Consider the following 20,036-nt stretch of genomic DNA (forward strand, 5'->3'; position numbering starts at 1 on the left):
GAGCCTAAGCCATCCCGCGCCGACCGGGTCGGCCCGCGGCCCGGTGCCTCACACCGAGGCCCGTGCGATCGCGTCGGCGGCCCTGATGAGCGCGAGGTGCGAGAACGCTTGAGGGGTATTGCCCACCTGCCGTGCCCCCTCCACGTCGTACTCCTCCGACAGGAGGCCCACGTCGTTCGAGAGGCCCACGAGCCGGTCCATCAGTGCGCGCGCATCCTCGAGCCGGCCCGAGCGGGCGTATTGCTGCACCAACCAGAACGAGCAGGCGAGAAAAGGATGCTCGGTGCCGGCGAGGCCGTCGACCCCCGAACTCGTGCGGTAGCGCAGGAGCAGCCCGTCTTTCAGGAGGTCGCGCTCGATGGCGGCGACCGTGCCGAGCATCCGCGGGTCGTCGGGGGCGACGAAGCCGATCTGCGCGAGCAGCAGCAGCGAGGCGTCGACCTCGGTCGACCCGTAGTACTGCACGAAGGTGCCGAGCGAGGCGTCGTAGCCCTTCTCCTCGATCTCGGCCCGGATGCGATCGCGCAGCGTCTCCCAGCGCTCGACCGGGCCGTCGAGCCCGTACTGGCGGACGGCCTCCACCCCGCAGGCGAACGCCGCCCAGATCATGGCGCGCGAGTGCGTGAACGCCTGCTGGGGGCCTCTGATCTCCCAGATGCCGTTGTCGAGCCTGTCCCAGGTGTCTTCGAGAAAGCCGAGCAGGGCCCGCTGCAGCGGCCAGGAGTACTCGTCTTCGTCGACGCCGATGCGGCGGGCCTCGCGGAGGGCGATCATGAGCTCGCCGAAGATGTCACCCTGGTACTGGGTCGAAGCACCGTTGCCGACGCGCACCGGCTTCGCGCCGAGATACCCCGGCAGGCTGTCGAGTTCGTACTCGGGCAGATGCCGCTCGCCCGCGAGACCGTACATGATCTGGATGTCGGCCGGGTCGCCCGCGATCGCCCGCAGCAGCCAGTGCCGCCAGTGGCTGGCTTCGGACTCGTAGCCATACACCATGAGGGCGTTGAGGGTGAGGGAGGCGTCGCGGATCCAGCAGTAGCGGTAGTCCCAGTTGCGCGACCCGCCGAACTGCTCGGGAAGGCTCGTGGTGGCCGCGGCCACGATGCCGCCGGTGTCTTCGTGGGTGAGCGCGCGCAGCACGAGGAGCGAGCGCTCGACGGCGTCTCTCCAGGGACCAGTGACGTCCGCCGCGGAGGCCCACTCGCGCCACCAGGCCTCGGTGTCGTCGAGCTGCTCCGACACGTCGAGCGCGCCGGGAGGAGTGCGGTGCGAGGGGAACCAGGTGAGCACGATGTCGACCACCTCGTCGGCCGCCACGTCGAACTCGGCCACGTGCGCGTTCGCCGCGTCGTCGGCGTGCAGGGCGGGCCCCCGCACCACGACGGCATCGGGGCCGGCGACACCGACCACCGCGTTGTCGCCGAGGCCGGGGGCCTGGCGCATCCAGGGCAGGGCGTCGGCGTAGCCGAAGCGCACTGTGAGCTCCTCGCGCATCCGCACTGTGCCCGACACACCTCGGATGCGCCGCACCACGTCGGCGCGTCCGTCGCCCTTGGGCATGGCGTCGGTCACGACGACCACGCCGTCCGGCGTCTCCCACCGGGTCTCGAGAACGAAGGTGCCCTCGCGGTAGGCGCGGCTCGACGTGGCCTGCGCGTGGGTGGGGGCGAGCAGCCAACGGCCGTGGTCGGGGTCGCCGAGGAGCGCGCCGAAGGTGGAGGGCGAGTCGAAGCGGGGGAGGCAGAGCCAGTCGATCGAGCCGTCCCGGCCGACCAGGGCGGCGGTGTGGCAGTCGCCGATGACGGCGTAGTCCTCGATGGGAAGGGGCATGGTTCGATTCTGGCCTGATCGCCGAGACGGTGGGGCGAGGGGCCGGGTTGTGCTGGTGGGGAGCCTGTTGAAGAATGTTCGGGTGAGAGCCCGCGACAGTGTGATCGGCGTCGTCGCCATGACGTTCGTGTTCGGGGTCGCCGTCGCCACCTCCGTGCCGGCCGCGTCGCTGGCCACGGTCGGCGATTTCGGGTCGGTGCAGTTCGACGCCGAGGGGGCGTCGGCCCAGGTCTTCGCGGGGTCGGGCGATGGTGATCTGCCCGCGGTGGCGCGTGACGGCTACGTCATCCACACCCCCACTCCGACTCCCACGCCGAAGGCGGTCTCGTCTCAGGGCGGATACGGGGGAGCGCAGTGCCAGGCCGGCGCCGACGCGTCGCCCGAGGCCACGGAGTTCTCGTGGGTGTACCCCGACGGCTTCCGCATGTCCGACGGGTTCGGGCCTCGGGCCGAGGGGTTCCACAAGGGTGTCGACATGCTCAACGGCCCGGGGGTGCCCGTGCACGCGATCGCGGCGGGCACGGTGATCGCCGCGTCGGGCAACGGGGGCACTGGCGGGGTGTATCTCGCGATCGCGCACAAGGTGGGTGGCCAGGCTCTCTGCAGCATGTACATGCACTTCCAGGACGGTTCGCTGATGGTCGGCGTCGGCGACGCGGTGACGGCGGGCCAGGTGATCGGCCTCACGGGCCGCACCGGCAACGCCACCACCGAGCACACCCACTTCGAGCTCTACGGCGCCGACGGCGCCCGCTTCGACCCCATGCCCTTCATGACCGAACACGCCGGCTGAGCGCTCCTCACCGCCGCCCACGCCACTGGTCGCCCCCCGTGGGCTGTCACCCACGCGGCCGACCGCCGCGGACACCGGCCCCCCTCCTGCCGGTCGGATGGTCGGCCCGGTCGGACCGTGCACTCGGGTTGCCCACGGCACTCGGGTTGCCCACTCGCCCGCCCGGCCCGAAGGCCAGCATGGGGCTGCCCCATGCTCGCCGGCGGCGCCACCACTCCTGGTTCACAACGCCACGAATCACGACTATCCAGCCGCTATAGACGTCTGATGCCCTGATTCGTGGCGTTGTGAACGGTCGTGGGCGGTGGGCGGTGGGTCGTGCGCGGAGCGGGGCGCGCCAGCGCGGGCGCGCCCCGCGGCGCTCCTACCCGAGGTGCGTGGCGAGCTGGTCGTAGGTGGTGGCGGAGATGGTGTTCAGGCCGCCGAGCACGACGATGCGGGTGGGGTTGAGGCGGTCGAGCTCGCCGGCGGTCGCGGTGGGGATGCCGTCACGGGTGACGAGGAGCACCGGGGCGTGCGCATTGATGGCGGCGGCGGAACCGGAGAGCGCGTCGGGGAAGACCTCGCCCGAGGCCACGTACACCGTGCGGTCGACCAGGGGCAGGAACGTCTTCTGCGACACCGTCGCCGAGGTCGCGTAGCGATCGGCACCCGCGATCCGCGTGCTCACGAGCCCTGCGATCCCGTCGAGCTGCGTGCGCGTCGCGTCGCTGATCGTGTTGGTGCCGCCGAGCACCACGAGCGCCAGCGGCTTCAGCCGCGCTAGCTCCGTGGCCACCGCACCCGGCACGCCGTCTTTCTGCACCAGCAGCACCGGCCCGCCGAGCCGGCCGGCCGCCGCCGAGCCCGACAGCGCGTCAGGGAACACCTCGCCCGACGCGATGTAGACGACCGGACGCAGAGGGCCGAACACCCTGGCCGACACCGCGGCCGACACCGCGAACCGGTCTGCCCCGTCGACCCGCTCGACATCGAGCGCACCATAGGCGCCCAGCGCCGTCTCCACGGCGGCGGAGACCGTGTTCACCCCGCCGAGCAGCACGATGTGATCGGGCTCGAGCCGCCGCAGCTCCGTGTCGACGGAGAGGGGGATCGCGTTCTTCTGCACCAGCAGCACCGGAGCACCCTCGGCTCCGGCCGCGGCCGAGGCCGACAGTGCGTCGGGGAAGACCTCGCCCGACGCCACGTAGACGGTGGAGACCCCGGTCGTGAACTTCTGGGCCGACACCGAGGCCGACGTGGCATACCGGTCGACCCCGCTGATGCGTTCGATGACCGGCGTGGTCGTGATGGTGACCGTGGCACTCGACCCCGCGCACAGCGCCAGCGGCACGGGCAGCTTGAGGCAGTAGCTGAAGGTGTCGGCCCCGGCCCAGCCGTCGAGAGGCGTGTAGGTGAACGACCCGTCGAGACCGATGTCGGAGAGCGTGCCGTGCGCCGGCGGCGTCTCGAGCGAGATGAGGAGGCCGAGGCCCACGTCGATGCCGAGATCGTTGGCGAGCAGGCCGCCGCCCGCATCCACCCCCAGAACGGCCCCGGTGGCCACCGTGTACGTGTCGTCGACCGCGTCGGCATCGGCCGCGTGGGCCGCGGTCGGCGCCGCGAGGACGGCCGCACCCACGACGGTGGCGCTGAGCATCGCGCTGAGGATCGCACCGTGGATCGAACTGTGGCGCGGAATGAGTCGGGACATGGGTCACCCTCCTGGAACAGGGCGGTCAGATGCGCCGCCGTGCCCCCATCTTCGGCGCGACCCTGCGTGGGGTGAGGTGAGTAGTTACTGCTCTGTGTTTACTGCTCTATGGAATCGCGCTCGCGGGAGCCGCGCCCGCGCATCCGGATCAGCGACGCCACCGTCGCCACCGCCATCGACAGGATGATGACCCCGAGCGAGGTCCACGTGTCGATGTCGGGGATCCACTCCAGCGGGTGGCCGCCGTTGATGAACGGCACCTCGTTCTCGTGCAGCGCGTGGAACACCAGCTTCACCCCGATGAACGCCAGGATGAACGCGATGCCGTAGTGCAGGTACACCAGCCGGTCGAGCAGCCCGCCGAGCAGGAAGTACAGCTGCCGGAGCCCCATCAGCGCGAACACGTTCGCCGTGAACACGAGGAACGGCGACTGCGTGATGCCGAAGATGGCCGGGATGGAGTCGAGCGCGAACAGCAGGTCGGTGGAGCCGAGCGCGAGGAACACGATGATCATCGGCGTCCACATCTTCTTGCCGCCCACGACGGTGCGCACCTTGGCGCCGTCGAAGTCGTCGGAGATGGAGATGCGCCGGCGCAGCATGCGCACGAAGGCGTTCTCGCCGTCGCCGTCGTCGCCGTGCCCGAACGCCTGCTTCCACGCGGTGTAGAGCAGGAACGCGCCGAAGATGTAGAAGATCCAGCTGAGCGACTCGATCAGCTGCGCGCCGATCAGGATGAAGATGCCGCGGAGCACCAGCGCGATGATGATGCCCACCATCAGCGCCTCCTGCTGGTACTTCCGGGGCACGCTGAACCGGCTCATGATGATGATGAACACGAACAGGTTGTCGATCGAGAGGCTGTACTCGGTGAGCCATCCCGCGAGGAACTGCCCCGCCGGCTCACCGCCCGCCACGAACAGCATGATGAGCGCGAACACGAGCGCGAGCCCCACGTAGAACACCACCCAGAGGGTGGCCTCCTTCACCGACGGGACGTGTGGTCGCTTGAACGCGAGGAACAGGTCGGCCGCGAGGATGAGCACGAGCACGACGAGCGATGTGACCTCGAAGGCCAAGGGGATTTCGGGCACCCGGCCATGGTACAGGCAGGCCGGGCAGACCCCCAGGCTGGCCCCGTTATGATTCTCGCGTGAGCCGAGACGACCGCCCCGACCGCACCGACCGAACCCCCCGCTTCGCCCCCACGGCGCGCACGCTGGGCTATTTCATCTTCGCCAGCCGCTGGCTGCAGGCACCCCTGTACCTCGGCCTCATCGTCGCCCAGGTCATCTACGTGATCGTCTTCATGGTCGACCTGTGGCACATCATCGAAGACCAGGTGCTGCACAACTGGTCCACCATCGACGAGACCGTCGTCATGCTGGCCGTCCTCGGCCTCATCGACGTGGTCATGATCGCGAACCTGCTGATCATGGTCATCATCGGCGGGTACGAGACCTTCGTCTCGCGCCTCCACGTGAGCGGCCATCCGGATGAGCCGGAGTGGCTCTCGCATGTCAACACCAACCTGCTCAAGGTGAAGCTGGCGGTGTCGATCATCTCGATCTCGTCCATCCACCTTCTGCGCACCTTCATCGAGGTGGGCGACATCGGCGCGCCGAACCAGGAATCCGACACCGGCGAGACCTACACCGAGGCCGGCGTGTTCTGGCAGGTGGTCATCCACCTCTCGTTCGTCGTGTCGGCCATCGCGCTGGCGGTCATCGACCGCATGTCGCATCACGGGCCACGGGGCAAGAAGGCCGTCGACGCCACCGAGCCGACTGCGATCGGTCCGGATGCGGCCACCTCGGCACCCACCCCGGCCCGGGCGCCCGAGCCGCCGCCCGTGCCGGCCGGTGCCGTGCCCGTGGGTGCCGTGCCTGTGAACGCCGTGCGCGGCTACCTCATCGACGGCAAGTTCGTCGAGGCCTGATCCGCCGCCACCCGCCCGGCACGACACCCGCCCGGCCTGGCCGCCGGGCTCAGCGCCCGCCGGTCCGCAGCTGCTCGCGGAACTCGGCCTGCACCTCGCCCAGCCGCGCCCTCAGCCGCGCCACGAGCGCCGGGTCGAGCGCACGCGCAGAGGCTTTGCGCAGCTCGCCGCGCAATGCCTGCCGGAACTCGGTGAGCGCGATGTCGGCGTCGCGCAGCGCCGCCGCCGACTCGGCGCGCGTCGGGAACCCCTCGCCGTCCGCCGACGGAGCTGGCTCCCACGTCGCCGAGGCGCGGGTGGAGGCTCCGCTCGCCTTCGCGGCCGAGCGCGCATCCCGCGCGGCCGACGCCAGGTCGGCCTTGAGGCTCCGCATCGCCTGGTTCACCCCCGAGCGCACCTCGTCGGCCAGGCGGCGCACCGAGTCGGAGAGCTCCTCCTCGATGTCGTCGAGCTCGCCGCGGCGTGCCTCGAGCTCGGCGCGACCCGCATCCGTGATGGCGTAGACGGTCTTGCGCCCGTCGGCGGTCTTGGTGACGAGCCCCTCTTCTTCGAGCTTGGCCAGCCTCGGGTAGATGGTGCCGGCGCTCGGGCTGTAGGTGCCGCCGAAGCGGTCGCTCAGCGACTGGATGAGCTCGTAGCCGTGCTTGGGCGACTCGTCGAGCAGGCTCAGCAGGTAGAGCCGCAGGTGGCCGTGCCCGAACACGGGGCTCATGCCGAGGCCTCCTCGCCGGTCGGGGCGCCGGTCGCCGCATCCGCCGTGCCGTCAGCACCCGCACCCTCCCGGAACACCACCGAGATGTTGCCCGACACCGAGTTCGCGCGGAACTCCGTCCACGCCCCGTCGAGCTCGCCCGTGGTGCCGTTGTAGCCGCCGCCGCGCAGCCCCTTGATGGTGGAGGGACCGAGCTGCAGCGTGCCCGAGACCGAGTTCACGTTGTAGCGCGCGGCCACCGACTCCTCGAAGCGCACCGTGAGGTCGCCCGAGACGGTGTTGTTCTGGATCTCGTCGGGCGTGCCCGTGGTGTCGACGAACACCTCGCCCGACACCCCGTCGGCCGAGAACCGGCGGATGGCACCCTGCACCGTGATGTCGCCCGACACGGTGTGGGCGTTCACGAGCCCGCGGTGCTCGCGCACCGACACCTCGCCGCTGACGGTGTTCACCTCGAGGTCTCCGGTGACCGAGTCGATCACCAGGTCGCCGTTCACGGTGCTCACCCGCGCATCCGTCTGCAGTCCCGAGATGAGGGCGGAGGCCGAGATGACGCCGAACTTCAGAGCGACGTCACGCGGCACGAGGATGCTGATGTCGACCTTCGCATTGCCGCGCCACGACTTGAACACCTCGATGAAGTTGTCCCAGCGCAGCTGGGGGTGGTCGATCTCGAGGCGGTCGCCGTCGATCGAGATCTTCAGCTCCTTGCCCGACACGTCGTGCACCTCGACCCGGGCGCCGGGCTCGTCGTGCCCGATGACGTCGATCTTGCCGCCGATGAGGCCGACCTTGAGCGAGCGCACGAGCGCCAGGTCGATGACTTTCGGACCGGTGACGATCCACTTCTCCAGCACCACGGTGTCCTCCTAGGTCACACTCTCGCGTTATATCGCGTCTTGATGACCAACACGGTATATCGCGTCGTCACGCAAGTCAAGCTATATCGCGTTGTGCGGGGATGGCCGGATGCGCGGAGCGCGCGGGAGCGGCGGTGGTAGGATGGGCGCGTGCTGTTCGGTCGGCTTCTCCTTCGCTGCCGCGACGAGTCCTAGTTCTCAGGCCTCCCTCGTCGCGGAGTTCGTCGTTGGCTGACCCTCTACCCTCGAAGGACACACACGCATGACCGAAGCGAATCCCCGCCCGCGCACCCTGGCCGAGAAGGTCTGGGACGACCACCTCGTGGTGAAGGGCGAAGACGGCAGCCCCGACCTCATCTACATCGACCTGCACCTGGTGCACGAGGTGACGAGCCCGCAGGCCTTCGACGGCCTGCGCTCCGAGGGCCGGCCGCTGCGCCGCCTCGACCTCACGATCGCCACCGAAGACCACAACACCCCCACGCTGGCCATCGACAAGCCGATCGCCGACCTCACCAGCCGCACCCAGATCGACACCCTGCGCAAGAACGCCGAGGAGTTCGGGGTGCGCTTGCACTCCCTGGGCGACGTCGAGCAGGGCATCGTGCACGTGGTGGGCCCGCAGCTGGGTCTCACCATGCCGGGCATCACGGTGGTGTGCGGCGACAGCCACACCTCCACCCACGGCGCCTTCGGCGCGATGGCCTTCGGCATCGGCACCAGCGAGGTCGAGCACGTGATGGCCACGCAGACCCTGCCGCTGAAGCCCTTCAAGACGATGGCCATCACCGTCGAGGGCACGCTCCGCCCCGGCGTCACCGCGAAAGACATCATCCTCGCCGTGATCGCGAAGATCGGCACCGGCGGCGGTCAGGGCTACGTGCTCGAGTACCGGGGCAGCGCCATCCGCAGTCTGTCGATGGACGGCCGCATGACCATCTGCAACATGTCCATCGAGGCGGGCGCCCGCGCCGGCATGGTCGCTCCCGACCAGACCACCTTCGATTACCTGGAGGGCCGCCCGCACGCCCCGAAGGGGCAGGACTGGGAGGATGCGGTCGCCTACTGGAAGACCCTCCCCACCGACGAGGGCGCCGTCTTCGACGCCGAGGTGTTCATCGACGCCGACGCGCTCGAGCCGTTCGTGACCTGGGGCACCAACCCCGGCCAGGGTGTCTCGCTCAGCGAGCGCGTGCCCGATCCGGCCGAGATCGCCGACGCCAACGAGCGCGCCAGCGCCGAGCGCGCCCTGGAGTACATGGACCTCAAGGCCGGCACCCCCCTCAAGGAGGTCGCCGTCGACGCCGTGTTCATGGGCTCGTGCACGAACAGCCGCATCGAAGACCTCCGCGCCTTCGCCAGCATCATCAAGGGCCGCAAGAAGGCCGAGAACGTGCGCGTGATGGTGGTGCCGGGCAGCGCCCGGGTGCGCATCGAGGCCGAGGCCGAGGGCATCGACAAGATCGTCGAGGAGTTCGGCGCCGAGTGGCGCTTCGCCGGCTGCTCGATGTGCCTGGGTATGAACCCCGACCAGCTGGCACCGGGCGAGCGGTGCGCGAGCACCTCCAACCGCAACTTCGAGGGCCGCCAGGGCAAGGGCGGCCGTACCCACCTGGTGTCGCCCGTCGTAGCCGCGGCCACGGCCATCCGGGGCACCCTGTCGAGCGTCTCCGACCTGCAACCCGTGGACGAGCGAGAGATGGTGGACGCCTGATGGACAAGATCGACGTCATCACCGGAGTCGCCGTGCCGCTGAAGCGGGCCAACGTCGACACCGACCAGATCATCCCGGCCGTCTACCTCAAGCGGGTCACCAAGACCGGCTTCGACGACGCGCTGTTCGCCGGCTGGCGGGGCGACCCCGAGTTCGTGCTCAACCAGCCCGCCTACCGGAACGCCCGCGTGCTGGTGGCCGGACCCGACTTCGGCACCGGCTCGAGCCGTGAGCACGCGGTGTGGGCGCTGCGCGACTATGGTTTCCAGGCCGTGCTCGCGCCGCGCTTCGCCGACATCTTCCGCGGCAACTCCGGCAAGCAGGGACTGCTCACCGGGCAGGTGGAGGAGGCCGACGTCGAGCGGCTCTGGGCGGCCATCGAGGCGCAGCCCGGCATCGACATCACGGTCGACCTGATCGAGCGCACCGCCACGGTGGGCGACCTCACAGTCTCCTTCGCCATCGACGACTACACTCGCTGGAGGCTGCTGGAGGGTCTCGACGACATCGGACTGACGCTTCGCAACGAGGCGGCCATCACGGAATTCGAGAGCCGCCGCGAGAGTTGGCGACCTAGAACACTTCCGGTGAAGTAAACGAAATCGGTCGAGCGATCGACAGAAGTCAGTGCAGGTGAAGCAGTGAACAGTCTCGTCCAGGATGCGCGCAAGGCCGCCGAGCGCGTCGGCCTCAAGTCCGACACGATCGTCATCAACGGCGGCCGTCCGCTGCGGGGCACGATCGACGTGCGCGGGGCGAAGAACCTCGTCACCAAGGCGATGGTGGCGAGCCTGCTCGGCGACACCACGTCCACGCTCCGCGACGTGCCCGACATCTCCGACGTGCACGTGGTGGCGAGCCTGCTCGAGATCCACGGCGTGAAGATCTCCGGCTCGGCCGCCACGGGCGTGCTCCAGCTCGACCCGGCCAACGTGGCGAGCGCGAAGAGCGCCGAGATCGACGCGCTCTCGGGTTCCAGCCGCATCCCGATCCTGTTCTGCGGGCCGCTGCTGCACCGCCTCGGTCACGCGTTCATCCCCGACCTCGGCGGCTGCCGCATCGGCGACCGCCCGATCGACTTCCACCTCGACGCGCTGCGCGCGTTCGGCGCGGTTGTCGACAAGCTGCCGAGCGGAATCAACATCACGGCGCCGAACGGCCTCCGCGGTGCGAACATCGAGCTGCCCTACCCGAGCGTGGGCGCCACCGAGCAGGTGCTGCTCACGGGTGTGCGCGCCCTCGGCACCACCGAGCTGAAGAACGCGGCCATCGAGCCCGAGATCATGGACCTCATCGCGGTGCTGCAGAAGATGGGCGCCATCATCTCGGTGGAGCCCAACCGCACCATCTTCATCGAGGGCGTCGAGACCCTCAACGGCTTCAACCACCGCGCGCTGTTCGACCGCAACGAGGCCGCCTCCTGGGCGAGTGCCGCGCTCGCCACCGGCGGCTCCATCTTCACCACCGGTGCGAAGCAGTCGGAGATGATGACCTTCCTCAACGTGTTCCGCAAGATCGGCGGGGCCTTCGACATCGAGGAGGAGGGCATCCGCTTCTACCACCCGGGCGGCGAGCTGAAGCCCGTCGTGATCGAGACGGATGTGCACCCCGGGTTCATGACCGACTGGCAGCAGCCGCTCATCGTGGCCCTCACCCAGGCCCAGGGCACCTCCATCGTGCACGAGACGGTCTACGAGAACCGCTTCGGGTTCACGGACGCGCTCATCAAGATGGGCGCGAAGATCGAGGTGCACAAGGAGGGTCTGGCCGACCCGAACCGCCGCGTGCCCCGCCGCCCGCTCGAGCAGGCCGCGGTCATCTCGGGCCCCACGAAGCTGCACGGCACCGATCTCGAGGTGCCCGACCTGCGCGGCGGCTTCAGCCACCTCATCGCGGCGCTGGTGGCCGACGGCCGCTCCACGGTGTCGAACGTGGGCCTCATCGCCCGCGGTTACGGCGACTTCGTGGGCAAGCTCGAGAAGCTCGGCGCCGACTTCGCGTTCGCCGCCTGAGCGGGGCGAGCATCCGTTCGGCTACCGTGGGACGGTGAGTTCCACGAGTCCCGCCCCCTTGCCCAAGCGCCGGCGGCACGAGCGCACCGTCGCGTTCACGGTGATCGAGGCGATCGTCGTGCCGTTCCTCAATGCCATCTCGAAGCTCGACATCCGTCACGGCGAGCGGGTGCCCGCATCCGGCCCGTTCGTGCTGAGCCCCAACCACTACAGCAACATCGACCCGGTGATCATGGCGTGGGCGGTGTGGAAGCTCGGGCGGGCACCGCGCTTCATGGCCAAGGCCTCGCTGTTCACGGTTCCCGTCGTGGGGTTCGCCCTTCGCCGCAGTGGCCAGATCCCGGTCGAGCGCGCCGGCGCGAACCGCGGCAACGCGCCGATCGCGGCGGCCAACGACCTGGTGGAGCACGAGCGCGGCGTGATCGTCTACCCCGAGGGCACGCTCACGCGCGACCCCGACATGTGGCCGATGCGCGGCAAGTCGGGCGCGGTGCGGCTGGCGCTGGAGCACGGCATCCCGCTCATCCCGGCCGCGCACTGGGGCACCCAGGCGGTGCTGCCGCGGTACTCGAAGAAGCTCAGACTCTTCCCGCGCAAGACGATTCTGGTCGACTTCGGCGAGCCGCTCGACCTCGACGACCTGCGGGGTCAGCCCATCACCCAGAAGGTGCTGCAGGAGGGCACCGACCGGCTGATGGCCGCCATCACGGCGCTGCTGGAGGGCCTGCGCGGCGAGACCGCCCCGGCCGAGCGGTGGAATCCGGCCGCGCACAACCAGACCGAGTTCGGCCGCATCGCGGACGGTGGCGACAAGCGGGAGGCGTCGTGACCCCGCCGCGGGGCCGCGTGGTGCAGCCGCCCCGCCCGCGGGTGACCGTGCTGGGTGCCGGCAGTTGGGGCACCACCTTCGCCAAGGTGCTCGCCGACGGCGGGTCGGACGTGACGCTCTGGGCGCGCCGTCCCGAGCTCGCCAAGGAGATCCGCGAGGCCAAGCGCAACAGCGACTACCTGCCCGGGGTGAACCTCCCCGTCGCCGTGACCGCCACCTCCGACGTGGCGGCAGCCCTCGAGCACGCCCAGTTCGTGTTCGTGTCGGTGCCGAGCCAGACGCTGCGCGGCAACCTCGCCGACATCAGGTCCCTCCTGCCCGCCGACGCACCCGTCACCAGCCTCATGAAGGGCGTGGAGAAAGGCACCGGCGCCCGCATGAGCGAGGTGCTCGAGTCGGTGCTCGAGATCGACCCGGCCCGCATCGCCGTGGCGTCGGGGCCGAACCTCGCCCTCGAGATCGCGAAGGAGCAGCCGACGGCCGCCGTCGTCTCCTCGACCAGCCTCGAGACGGCCGAGAGCGTGGCCCGGGTGGCCACGAACCGCTACTTCCGCTCCTTCGTCAACACCGACGTCATCGGCACCGAGTTCGGCGGCGTGCTGAAGAACCTCATCGCGGTGGCCATCGGCATCGTCGACGGGGTGGGATACGGCGAGAACACGAAGGCCTCCATCATCACCCGCGGTCTCGTGGAGATGACCGATTTCGCGGTGGCCTACGGCGGGCATCCGGAGACCCTCTCGGGCCTCGCCGGCCTCGGCGACCTCATCGCCACGAGCGGTTCGTCGCTCTCGCGCAACAACACCGCCGGCCGCCTGCTCGGCCAGGGCTACAGCTTCGCCGACGTGGTGAAGTCGATGCAGCAGACCGCGGAGGGGCTCGCCTCGGTGGCGCCCGTGCTCGCCCTCGCGCAGGCGAAGGGGGTCGACATGCCCATCTGCCGTCAGGTGAGCCAGGTGCTGGCGGGTACGCTCGATCCGAAAGACATTGCACCCCACCTGACGACCGACGACGACTCGGCGCCTCAGGGCGAAAGGACTCCGGATGCCAGGAAAGACCACGGTGGCGGTGCTCTTCGGAGGTCGTTCGAGCGAGCACTCGATCAGCTGCGCCACCGCGGGCGGGGTTCTCGAGGCGATCGATAGGTCGCGCTTCGACGTCGTTCCGGTGGGCATCACCCGCGAGGGCGCCTTCGTGCTCGAGGCCGACGACCCGGCCCGCTTCCGGCTCGACCCCGGTGCGCTGCCCGAGGTGACCGACAACGGAACCCGGGTGCTCTGGCCCGAGTCGACCGCCTCGCGCGAGCTCTCGGTGCGCGAGGCCGACGGCACCGTGCGCTCGCTCGGCGAGGTCGACGTGGTGTTCCCCATCCTGCACGGCCCGTTCGGCGAAGACGGCACGGTGCAGGGGCTCTTCGAGCTGCTCGGCCTGCCCTACGTGGGCTCGGGCGTGCTCGCCTCGGCACTCGGCATGGACAAGCACTTCACCAAGACCGTGCTCGAGGGCGCCGGCATCGCGGTGGCCCCGTGGCGCACGGTGAGCGCCCGGCAGTGGGCGAGTGCTCCGGATGCGGTGGCCGCCGCTGCGGAGTCGCTCGGCTTCCCGCTCTTCGTCAAGCCCGCACGGGCGGGGTCGTCGGTCGGCGTGAGCAAGGTGACCTCGGCCGAGGGCCTCGCGGCGGCCGTCGAGCTCGCGCTGCGCGAGGACTCGCGGGTGCTGCTGGAGCAGGCGATCGTGGGGCGGGAGGTGGAGTGCGCGGTGCTCGGCGGGCGCGACGGGGGAGCGCCCCGGGTGTCGGTCGCCGGCGAGATCGTGATGACCACGCGGGAGTTCTACGACTTCGAGGCGAAGTACCTCGACGCCCCCGGGGTCGACCTGGTGTGCCCCGCCGTGCTCGACGACGCCGAGCTGGCCGAGATGCAGGAGCTCGCTGCGCGCGCGTTCACGGCGATCGACGGTGCCGGGCTCGCACGGGTGGACTTCTTCCTCACGCCCTCGGGTTTCGTCATCAACGAGATCAACACGATGCCGGGGTTCACGCCCATCTCGATGTTCCCCAAGTGCTGGATCGCGTCTGGGCTGTCCTATCCGGAGCTCATCTCCGAACTGATCGACCTCGCGCTGGAGTGAGGCCCCGGCCGGGTCGCGCGTGCCCGGTGGTCATGGCGCGGGCGTCGACGCGGGTGTCTCTGCCGGCGTCGGTGTCGGTGTCGGTGTCGGCACGCCTAGCACGTCGTCGGCGTTGAGGCACGCTGAGGTCTGAGGAATCGAGGCGACGGCCGGCTCGAGGTCGACCAGCGCGCTCGTCCCGGATGCGGCGAGGGAGTCGACCACCACCTGCACCGCGGGCGTGCGCCCGAAGGTCGTGAAGGTGTAGGTGGGCGCGTCGGAGTCGTCGCGGATCCAGTCGATGCCGTTCACATTGTCGCAGGGGAGCGTGGTGGGCCCGGGCGGCTCGACGCCGCACACGAGCAGCACGGCGGCCGGGTCGCCCCAGGCGCCGGTGGCCTGCGCATCCGTCTCGCGCCGTTCGGCGTCGGCGACCGTGTCGGGCAACCGCACGATCACGTCGGCGCAGGACGGGTTCGTGGCGTCGGCGGCGGGGTCGAGGGCGACGGGGCCGGAGCAGCCCGCCAGCAGTGTGGCCGCGGCAGCGAGCGTCAGCCCGGCGGCGGCGAGACCGAGCCGTCGGCGCGACCGGTGCAGGGGGCGGCGGGAGCGGGCGTGCGGGGGCTGGTGAGACGCGGACATCGTTGTTCAGGCTACCGTTGAGGCGTGACGCTCGACTCCGGCTTTCCTGTGGACGGCGGTGCCCCGACCCCTGTCGAGACGGTCGCGGGGCTCGGCGAGGCCGAGGTGCTGCGCCGCATCTTCCCCCGGCTGCCGCACGCCCAGGCCGAGCTGCTCGGCCCGGGCGACGACGCGGCGGTCGTGGCCGCGCCCGACGGCCGCTACGTGGTCACCACCGACTTCATGGTGCAGGGCCCCGACTTCCGGTCGGCGTGGTCCACGCCCCACGACCTCGGCTGGAAGGCCGCGATGACCAACCTCTCCGACGTCGCCGCGATGGGCGCGCGCCCCACCGCGCTCGTGGTGGCGCTGGCCGCGCCGCAGGACACCCCGGTCGACGTGCTGCTCGGCATCGCCGACGGCCTGCGCGACGCCTGCGCCCTCGCCGCCCCGGGGTGCGGCGTGGTGGGCGGCGACCTGTCGACCTCGCCGGCCCTCACCATCGCGGTCACGGCCTTCGGCGACCTCGAGGGCCGTGACGCGGTCACTCGCTCGGGTGGCCGCGCCGGCGACACCGTCGCGGTGGCGGGCGACCTGGGCCGGGCGGGAGCCGGACTGTGGCTGCTCTTCCGCGACGCCGTCACCCCGACCGGCCGGGTGCCCGACGCGCTGCGCGCCGAGACGGTCAAGGCCGCTCATACCGAGCTCGTCGCCGGCCAGGTCGCGCCGGTGGCCCCCATCTCGTCGGGGGTGCGCGCGGCGCTCGGCGGGGCCACGGCCATGCTCGACGTCTCCGACGGGCTCGTGCTGGACGCCCGTCGCCTGGCCGCGGCCAGCGGATGCGCGGTGCGCTTCGATGCGTCGGCCATCGCCCGCGAGGTGGGTGCGCTCCTCGACGTCGACGCCGTGGTCGGCGATCGCGCCGCCGACTTCGTGCTGAGGGGCGGCGAAGACCACGCCCTGCTCGCCAGCTTTCCCGCGGGAGCCGAGCTGCCCGAGGGATTCCGGCGTCTCGGAGAACTCGGAGACGGCTCCGGCGTGTACCTCGGCGACTCGCCGGTGGAGGGCGAGGGCGGCTGGGACCCCTACTCGGGCTGGGACGGCGCTTCGGGCTGAGGCACCCCGCCCTCGGGCGCGGCCGGTCCGTCGTCTGCCGGCGACGCCCACCACAGGGCGGTCTCGCCGTGCTTGCGGCTGCGGTCGAGCTCGAGCCCCGCGGGCCAGCCGGGCTCGGGTGACCGGGAGCTGCGCTCGACCAGCAGCACCGCATCCGGAGCCAGCAGGGGCACCACGGCCTGCAGCGTCTCGGTGAGCTCGTCGTCGGCGAGGTCGTAGGGGGGATCGAGGAACACGACGTCGAAGCGCGGCGCCGAGGGTGAGGCGGCCGCGCGCAGCCACGGCAGCACCGCCTGGGCGGCCACCACCGCCCGCGCGGTGCCCGCACCGCCGCCGCCTCCGAGCGCTCGGGCCACCGTCGCCGCGTTGCGGCGCGCCACCTGCGCGGCGGCGGCGTTGCGCTCCACGAGCACCACCTCTCCCGCCCCGCGGCTGAGCGCCTCGAGCCCGAGTGCGCCCGATCCCGCGTACAGGTCGAGCACCCGCGCTCCGGGCAGCACGTCCCTGGCGTCGAGCGCCGAGAACACCGCCTCGCGCACGCGGTCGCTCGTGGGGCGGGTGCCCGAGCGCGGCACGGCGAGGGCGAGCGAGCCGGCGGCTCCTCCGATGATGCGGGTCACGCTCAGACCCTACCCCGGCCCACCTCTCCCGCTGGCAGGGGCCGCCGCGCCTAGACTCGGAGCATGGCCGGCACCGTCATCCCCTTCCCCGATCGGGGTGCGGGGCCCGGCCGGCTCGATCCCTCCGCGCTCGAAGCCAAGCTGGGCGCCCTTCTCGGAGCGCGCACGGCGTCGGCCTTCGAGAAGTCGTTCGGCATCGTCACCGCGGGCGACCTGCTCGCCCACTACCCGCGCCGCTACGCCCGGCGGGGCGAGCTCACCGCCATCGCGCAGCTGCCGATCGACGAGAACGTCACGATCGTGGCCGAGGTGCGCGACGTGAAGGAGCGGTCGATGCGGGCGAGACGGGGCAGCATCCTCGAGGTCTCGATCTCCGACGGCCAGGGCATCATCACCCTCACCTTCTTCAACCAGCCGTGGCGCTCGAAAGAACTGCGCCCCGGAGTGCGCGGCATCTTCGCCGGCAAGGTGTCGAACTACCGCGGGGCCTTGCAGCTCGCGCACCCGCACTACGAGCTCTTCGACGAGTTCGGCGCGGGCCCGATCGGGCTCTCCGGCGAGGGAGCCGCGCTCGACGACGCCGAGGCCCGGCGGTGGGCCGAGATGCCCATCCCCATCTACCCGGCCTCCTCGGCGCTGCAGAGCTGGCAGATCGCCGCCTCGGTGGGCGTCGTGCTCGACGGCATGGCAGGGGCGATCCCCGACCCGCTCCCAGTGCCCGCCCGCGAGGAGCGGGGCCTCCTGCCGCTCGCGCGCGCCTACGAGCTCGTACACCGTCCGCAGCGCGACTCCGATCACTTCAAGGCACGTGACACCCTCCGCTTCCACGAGGCGTTCGTGCTGCAGTCGGCGCTCGTGAGCCAGCGCTCGGCGGCGCACGCCGTGCGCACCGAGCCGCGGGTGCCCAAGCCCGGCGGCTACCTCGAGCGCTTCGACGCCGCCCTGCCGTTCGAGCTCACCGCCGATCAGCGCGTGGTGGGCGGCGAGATCGCGCGCGATCTGGCCGGCGAGAGCGCCATGATGCGGCTGCTGCAGGGCGAGGTGGGCTCGGGCAAGACCCTGGTCGCGGTGCGGGCCATGCTCGCGGTGGCCGACTCGGGCGGCCAGTCGGCCCTGCTCGCCCCCACCGAGGTGCTCGCAGCGCAGCACCTCCGCTCCATCGTCAAGGTGCTCGGCCCCGACCTCGCGGCCGAACTCATGCCCACGCTCCACACCGGGCAGCTGTCCACCGCCGAGCGCAAGCGCGCACTGCTGCGCATGGTGTCGGGGCAGGCCAAGCTCGTCGTCGGCACGCACGCGCTGCTCTCCGACGCCGTGCAGTTCTACGACCTCGGCCTCGTGGTGGTCGACGAGCAGCACCGCTTCGGCGTGGAGCAGCGCGACACCCTGCGGCAGAAGGGCGCCACCCCTCCGCACGTGCTCGTGATGACCGCCACGCCCATCCCGCGCACCGTCGCCATGACCGTGTTCGGTGACCTCGACGTCTCCACCATCACCGAGCTGCCGGCCGGGCGGCAGGGCATCGAGAGCTTCGCCGTGCCGCTGGCCGAGAAGCCGGCCTGGGGCCCGCGCATCTGGCAGCGGGTGGCCGAGGAGCTCGAGAAGGGGCGGCAGGCCTTCGTGGTGTGCCCGGCCATCGACCCGGCAGACCCCGGTGGCAGCGATGGGCTCGACGAGCAGTCGCCCGAGGCGACGGATGCGCAGCCCGGCGCGGCGGCCCGAGCGAACGTGGTCGACACGCTCGCCCAGCTGCGCGCGCTGCCCGTGCTCGAGGGCCGCCGCATCGAACCCTTGCACGGGCGGCTGAGCGCCGACGAGAAAGACGCCGTCATGCGGGCCTTCCAGGCGCGCGAGATCGACGTGCTCGTGGCCACCACCGTCATCGAGGTGGGGGTCGACGTGCCGAATGCCTCCACCATGGTGGTGCTCGACGCCGACCGGTTCGGCGTGAGCCAACTGCACCAGTTGCGCGGCCGGGTGGGCCGCGGCGGCGTGCCCGGGCTGTGCCTGCTGGTGAGCACGGCGGAGCCCGACTCGACGGCCCGCCGCCGGGTCGACGCGGTCGCTTCGACGCTCGACGGATTCGAGCTCGCCGAGATCGACCTCGAGCTTCGCCGTGAGGGCGACGTGCTCGGCAGCGTGCAGTCGGGCGGCCGCTCGTCGCTCAGACTGCTGCGCGTGGTGAAGGACGCCGACCTGATCCAGGATGCGCGGGGGCTCGCCACGGAGATCGTCGAGGCCGACCCGCGCCTCGACGAGCACCCCGCCCTCCTCGATGCCCTGGAGCGGCGTCTGCGCGAGTCGGAGCGGAGCTTCCTGGCCAAGACGTGACGCCGCGCCACCTCGCCCAACTCGGCCATTGATTATTCGGCCGCGGGGGCGCATTGTGGAATCCAGCGGAGATGAGGTTTCGGCATGACACTCTGGAGATCACGACGCAACGGTTCTGCGGCACGCGGGGCCCAGGGAGCGATGGAGCTCGGACTGGTGCCCGTGCTGGGCGCGGGGCGGCATCGCAGCCCGAAGTCGGGCGCGTGCTTCATGGAGTACGCCTCCTTTCTGGCCGGTGAGCGCTGGAGCGACCACCCGGCCTGCACCCACGCGGGCCTGGCCCACCTCGCCCGGGCGGTGAACGACCTCACGAGCGATCAGGGCCGCCCGCGCCTCGCGCCACTGGTGCCCTCGGTCATCGGTCTCACGAGCGACGACGAGCGGCTCGACCTCGTGCTCGCCGTGCACGCCGCCGCGCTCGCGCTGCCCGACGCGCCCCTCGACCGTCAGCACGCGCTCGCCGTGGGCGCCCTGGTCTGCCGCGACGCCCTCGTGGCCGGCACAGGCGACGACCGCATCGGGGCGCTCGCCGCCGAGGTGGTCTCCGACGTCGACGCCGCCCTCGACGCCACGCCCGAGGCGCGCGACTGGGCCGTGCGCTTCCTCGACCGCAGCGCCCGCTGGCAGCGGGTCGAGGTGAGCCTCAGGCAGACGCAGGCGACCCTCGCGATGGCGGTCGACGGCGTGCGCTCCGCGTGCCGCGACTACCCCGACGCCCGCCTCGCCGAGCTGCTGAGCTCGTCGATCGAGCTCGCGCGACGGTTCGTCGCCGCCGAGCAGCCGGTTGTCGTGCGCGGCCAGATGCCCGCCCGGGTGCCCGAGCTCGCACCCGACCTCGCGGAGGCCAGGGTCTGACA

18 protein-coding genes are annotated in these 20,036 nt (G+C 71.2%); 11 read left to right on the plus strand and 7 right to left on the minus strand.

Features of this window, described 5'->3' with window-relative positions; translation table 11 throughout:
- Window positions 1-48: 48 nt before the first annotated feature.
- Complete coding sequence (locus tag N1031_RS14015) at window positions 49-1,830, minus strand: glycoside hydrolase family 15 protein (protein ID WP_259480315.1); 1,782 nt, start codon at window positions 1,828-1,830, stop codon at window positions 49-51.
- Window positions 1,831-1,912: 82 nt separating this feature from the next.
- On the opposite strand from N1031_RS14015, the gene N1031_RS14020 reads away from it, so the two are divergent.
- Window positions 1,913-2,623, plus strand: coding sequence for a M23 family metallopeptidase (locus tag N1031_RS14020; protein ID WP_259480316.1), 711 nt, complete (start codon window positions 1,913-1,915; stop codon window positions 2,621-2,623).
- Between the two features lie 364 nt (window positions 2,624-2,987).
- Here the strand turns inward: N1031_RS14020 and N1031_RS14025 are convergent, their stop codons facing one another.
- Entirely contained in the window at window positions 2,988-4,316 is a 1,329-nt protein-coding gene (locus tag N1031_RS14025) for a cell wall-binding repeat-containing protein (protein WP_259480317.1), read from the minus strand.
- 98 nt (window positions 4,317-4,414) lie between these two features.
- A complete protein-coding gene (locus tag N1031_RS14030) occupies window positions 4,415-5,410 on the minus strand; it encodes a TerC family protein (RefSeq protein ID WP_259480318.1) in 996 nt (331 codons plus the stop codon).
- Between the two features lie 59 nt (window positions 5,411-5,469).
- Here N1031_RS14030 and N1031_RS14035 point away from each other — a divergent pair, with 59 nt between their 5' ends.
- Window positions 5,470-6,255, plus strand: a complete 786-nt coding sequence (locus N1031_RS14035; protein WP_259480319.1) for a TIGR00645 family protein — start codon at window positions 5,470-5,472, stop codon at window positions 6,253-6,255.
- A 49-nt stretch (window positions 6,256-6,304) separates the two neighbouring features.
- On the opposite strand, the gene N1031_RS14040 is transcribed toward N1031_RS14035, so the two are convergent.
- Entirely contained in the window at window positions 6,305-6,967 is a 663-nt protein-coding gene (locus tag N1031_RS14040) for a PadR family transcriptional regulator (RefSeq protein WP_259480320.1), read from the minus strand.
- On the minus strand, window positions 6,964-7,827 hold the full coding sequence (locus tag N1031_RS14045; RefSeq protein WP_259480321.1) for a DUF4097 family beta strand repeat-containing protein: 864 nt from the start codon (window positions 7,825-7,827) through the stop codon (window positions 6,964-6,966). Before N1031_RS14045 ends, N1031_RS14040 begins: the two co-directional genes overlap by 4 nt.
- A gap of 262 nt (window positions 7,828-8,089) precedes the next feature.
- On the opposite strand from N1031_RS14045, the gene leuC reads away from it, so the two are divergent.
- From leuC to N1031_RS14075, 6 genes are read left to right on the plus strand one after another with little or no spacing between them, the layout of a single operon-like run.
- A complete protein-coding gene (gene leuC / locus N1031_RS14050; RefSeq protein ID WP_259480322.1) occupies window positions 8,090-9,541 on the plus strand; it encodes a 3-isopropylmalate dehydratase large subunit in 1,452 nt (483 codons plus the stop codon).
- Window positions 9,541-10,137, plus strand: a complete 597-nt coding sequence (leuD, locus tag N1031_RS14055) for a 3-isopropylmalate dehydratase small subunit (protein ID WP_259480323.1) — start codon at window positions 9,541-9,543, stop codon at window positions 10,135-10,137. The genes leuC and leuD overlap by 1 nt, the downstream gene beginning before the upstream one ends.
- 45 nt (window positions 10,138-10,182) lie before the next feature.
- Window positions 10,183-11,553 carry a UDP-N-acetylglucosamine 1-carboxyvinyltransferase gene (gene murA / locus N1031_RS14060; RefSeq protein WP_259480324.1) on the plus strand — a complete coding sequence of 457 codons (1,371 nt, stop codon included), beginning with the start codon at window positions 10,183-10,185 and terminating at the stop codon, window positions 11,551-11,553.
- A gap of 34 nt (window positions 11,554-11,587) precedes the next feature.
- Window positions 11,588-12,382, plus strand: a complete 795-nt coding sequence (locus N1031_RS14065; RefSeq protein ID WP_259480325.1) for a lysophospholipid acyltransferase family protein — start codon at window positions 11,588-11,590, stop codon at window positions 12,380-12,382.
- Entirely contained in the window at window positions 12,379-13,527 is a 1,149-nt protein-coding gene (locus N1031_RS14070; RefSeq protein WP_259480326.1) for an NAD(P)H-dependent glycerol-3-phosphate dehydrogenase, read from the plus strand. Before N1031_RS14065 ends, N1031_RS14070 begins: the two co-directional genes overlap by 4 nt.
- Complete coding sequence (locus tag N1031_RS14075; protein WP_259480327.1) at window positions 13,427-14,512, plus strand: D-alanine--D-alanine ligase family protein; 1,086 nt, start codon at window positions 13,427-13,429, stop codon at window positions 14,510-14,512. The genes N1031_RS14070 and N1031_RS14075 overlap by 101 nt, the downstream gene beginning before the upstream one ends.
- A 30-nt stretch (window positions 14,513-14,542) precedes the next feature.
- Here N1031_RS14075 and N1031_RS14080 read toward each other — a convergent pair whose 3' ends face one another.
- Window positions 14,543-15,133, minus strand: a complete 591-nt coding sequence (locus tag N1031_RS14080) for a DUF3515 family protein (RefSeq protein ID WP_259480328.1) — start codon at window positions 15,131-15,133, stop codon at window positions 14,543-14,545.
- A 24-nt stretch (window positions 15,134-15,157) separates the two neighbouring features.
- On the opposite strand from N1031_RS14080, the gene N1031_RS14085 reads away from it, so the two are divergent.
- On the plus strand, window positions 15,158-16,228 hold the full coding sequence (locus N1031_RS14085) for a thiamine-phosphate kinase (RefSeq protein WP_259480329.1): 1,071 nt from the start codon (window positions 15,158-15,160) through the stop codon (window positions 16,226-16,228).
- On the opposite strand, the gene rsmD is transcribed toward N1031_RS14085, so the two are convergent.
- Window positions 16,198-16,848: a 16S rRNA (guanine(966)-N(2))-methyltransferase RsmD gene (gene rsmD, locus N1031_RS14090; protein ID WP_259480330.1), complete on the minus strand. Its 651-nt coding sequence runs from the start codon at window positions 16,846-16,848 to the stop codon at window positions 16,198-16,200. The genes N1031_RS14085 and rsmD overlap by 31 nt on opposite strands.
- Window positions 16,849-16,911: 63 nt before the next feature.
- Here rsmD and N1031_RS14095 point away from each other — a divergent pair, with 63 nt between their 5' ends.
- Together N1031_RS14095 and N1031_RS14100 are read left to right on the plus strand one after the other, a co-directional pair.
- The gene (locus tag N1031_RS14095; RefSeq protein WP_259480331.1) at window positions 16,912-19,179 is read left to right on the plus strand and encodes an ATP-dependent DNA helicase RecG; all 2,268 of its coding nucleotides are present in this window, start codon (window positions 16,912-16,914) and stop codon (window positions 19,177-19,179) included.
- A gap of 84 nt (window positions 19,180-19,263) precedes the next feature.
- Window positions 19,264-20,034, plus strand: coding sequence for a hypothetical protein (locus tag N1031_RS14100; protein WP_259480332.1), 771 nt, complete (start codon window positions 19,264-19,266; stop codon window positions 20,032-20,034).
- The last annotated feature ends 2 nt before the right edge of the window (window positions 20,035-20,036 follow it).

The sequence above is a fragment of the Herbiconiux moechotypicola genome, from assembly GCF_024979255.1.
In the GTDB taxonomy this organism is placed as follows: Bacteria; Actinomycetota; Actinomycetes; order Actinomycetales; family Microbacteriaceae; genus Herbiconiux; species Herbiconiux moechotypicola.

What these genes read in the sequence shown, in the direction of transcription:
- N1031_RS14015 (WP_259480315.1), bottom strand. Translation starts at nt 1,830, where the DNA reads ATGCCCCTTCCCATCGAGGACTACGCCGTCATCGGCGACTGCCACACC.
- N1031_RS14025 (WP_259480317.1), bottom strand. Translation starts at nt 4,316, where the DNA reads ATGTCCCGACTCATTCCGCGCCACAGTTCGATCCACGGTGCGATCCTC.
- N1031_RS14040 (WP_259480320.1), bottom strand. Translation starts at nt 6,967, where the DNA reads ATGAGCCCCGTGTTCGGGCACGGCCACCTGCGGCTCTACCTGCTGAGC.
- leuC (WP_259480322.1), top strand. Translation starts at nt 8,090, where the DNA reads ATGACCGAAGCGAATCCCCGCCCGCGCACCCTGGCCGAGAAGGTCTGG.
- leuD (WP_259480323.1), top strand. Translation starts at nt 9,541, where the DNA reads ATGGACAAGATCGACGTCATCACCGGAGTCGCCGTGCCGCTGAAGCGG.
- N1031_RS14075 (WP_259480327.1), top strand. Translation starts at nt 13,427, where the DNA reads ATGCCAGGAAAGACCACGGTGGCGGTGCTCTTCGGAGGTCGTTCGAGC.
- N1031_RS14080 (WP_259480328.1), bottom strand. Translation starts at nt 15,133, where the DNA reads ATGTCCGCGTCTCACCAGCCCCCGCACGCCCGCTCCCGCCGCCCCCTG.
- N1031_RS14095 (WP_259480331.1), top strand. Translation starts at nt 16,912, where the DNA reads ATGGCCGGCACCGTCATCCCCTTCCCCGATCGGGGTGCGGGGCCCGGC.
- N1031_RS14100 (WP_259480332.1), top strand. Translation starts at nt 19,264, where the DNA reads ATGACACTCTGGAGATCACGACGCAACGGTTCTGCGGCACGCGGGGCC.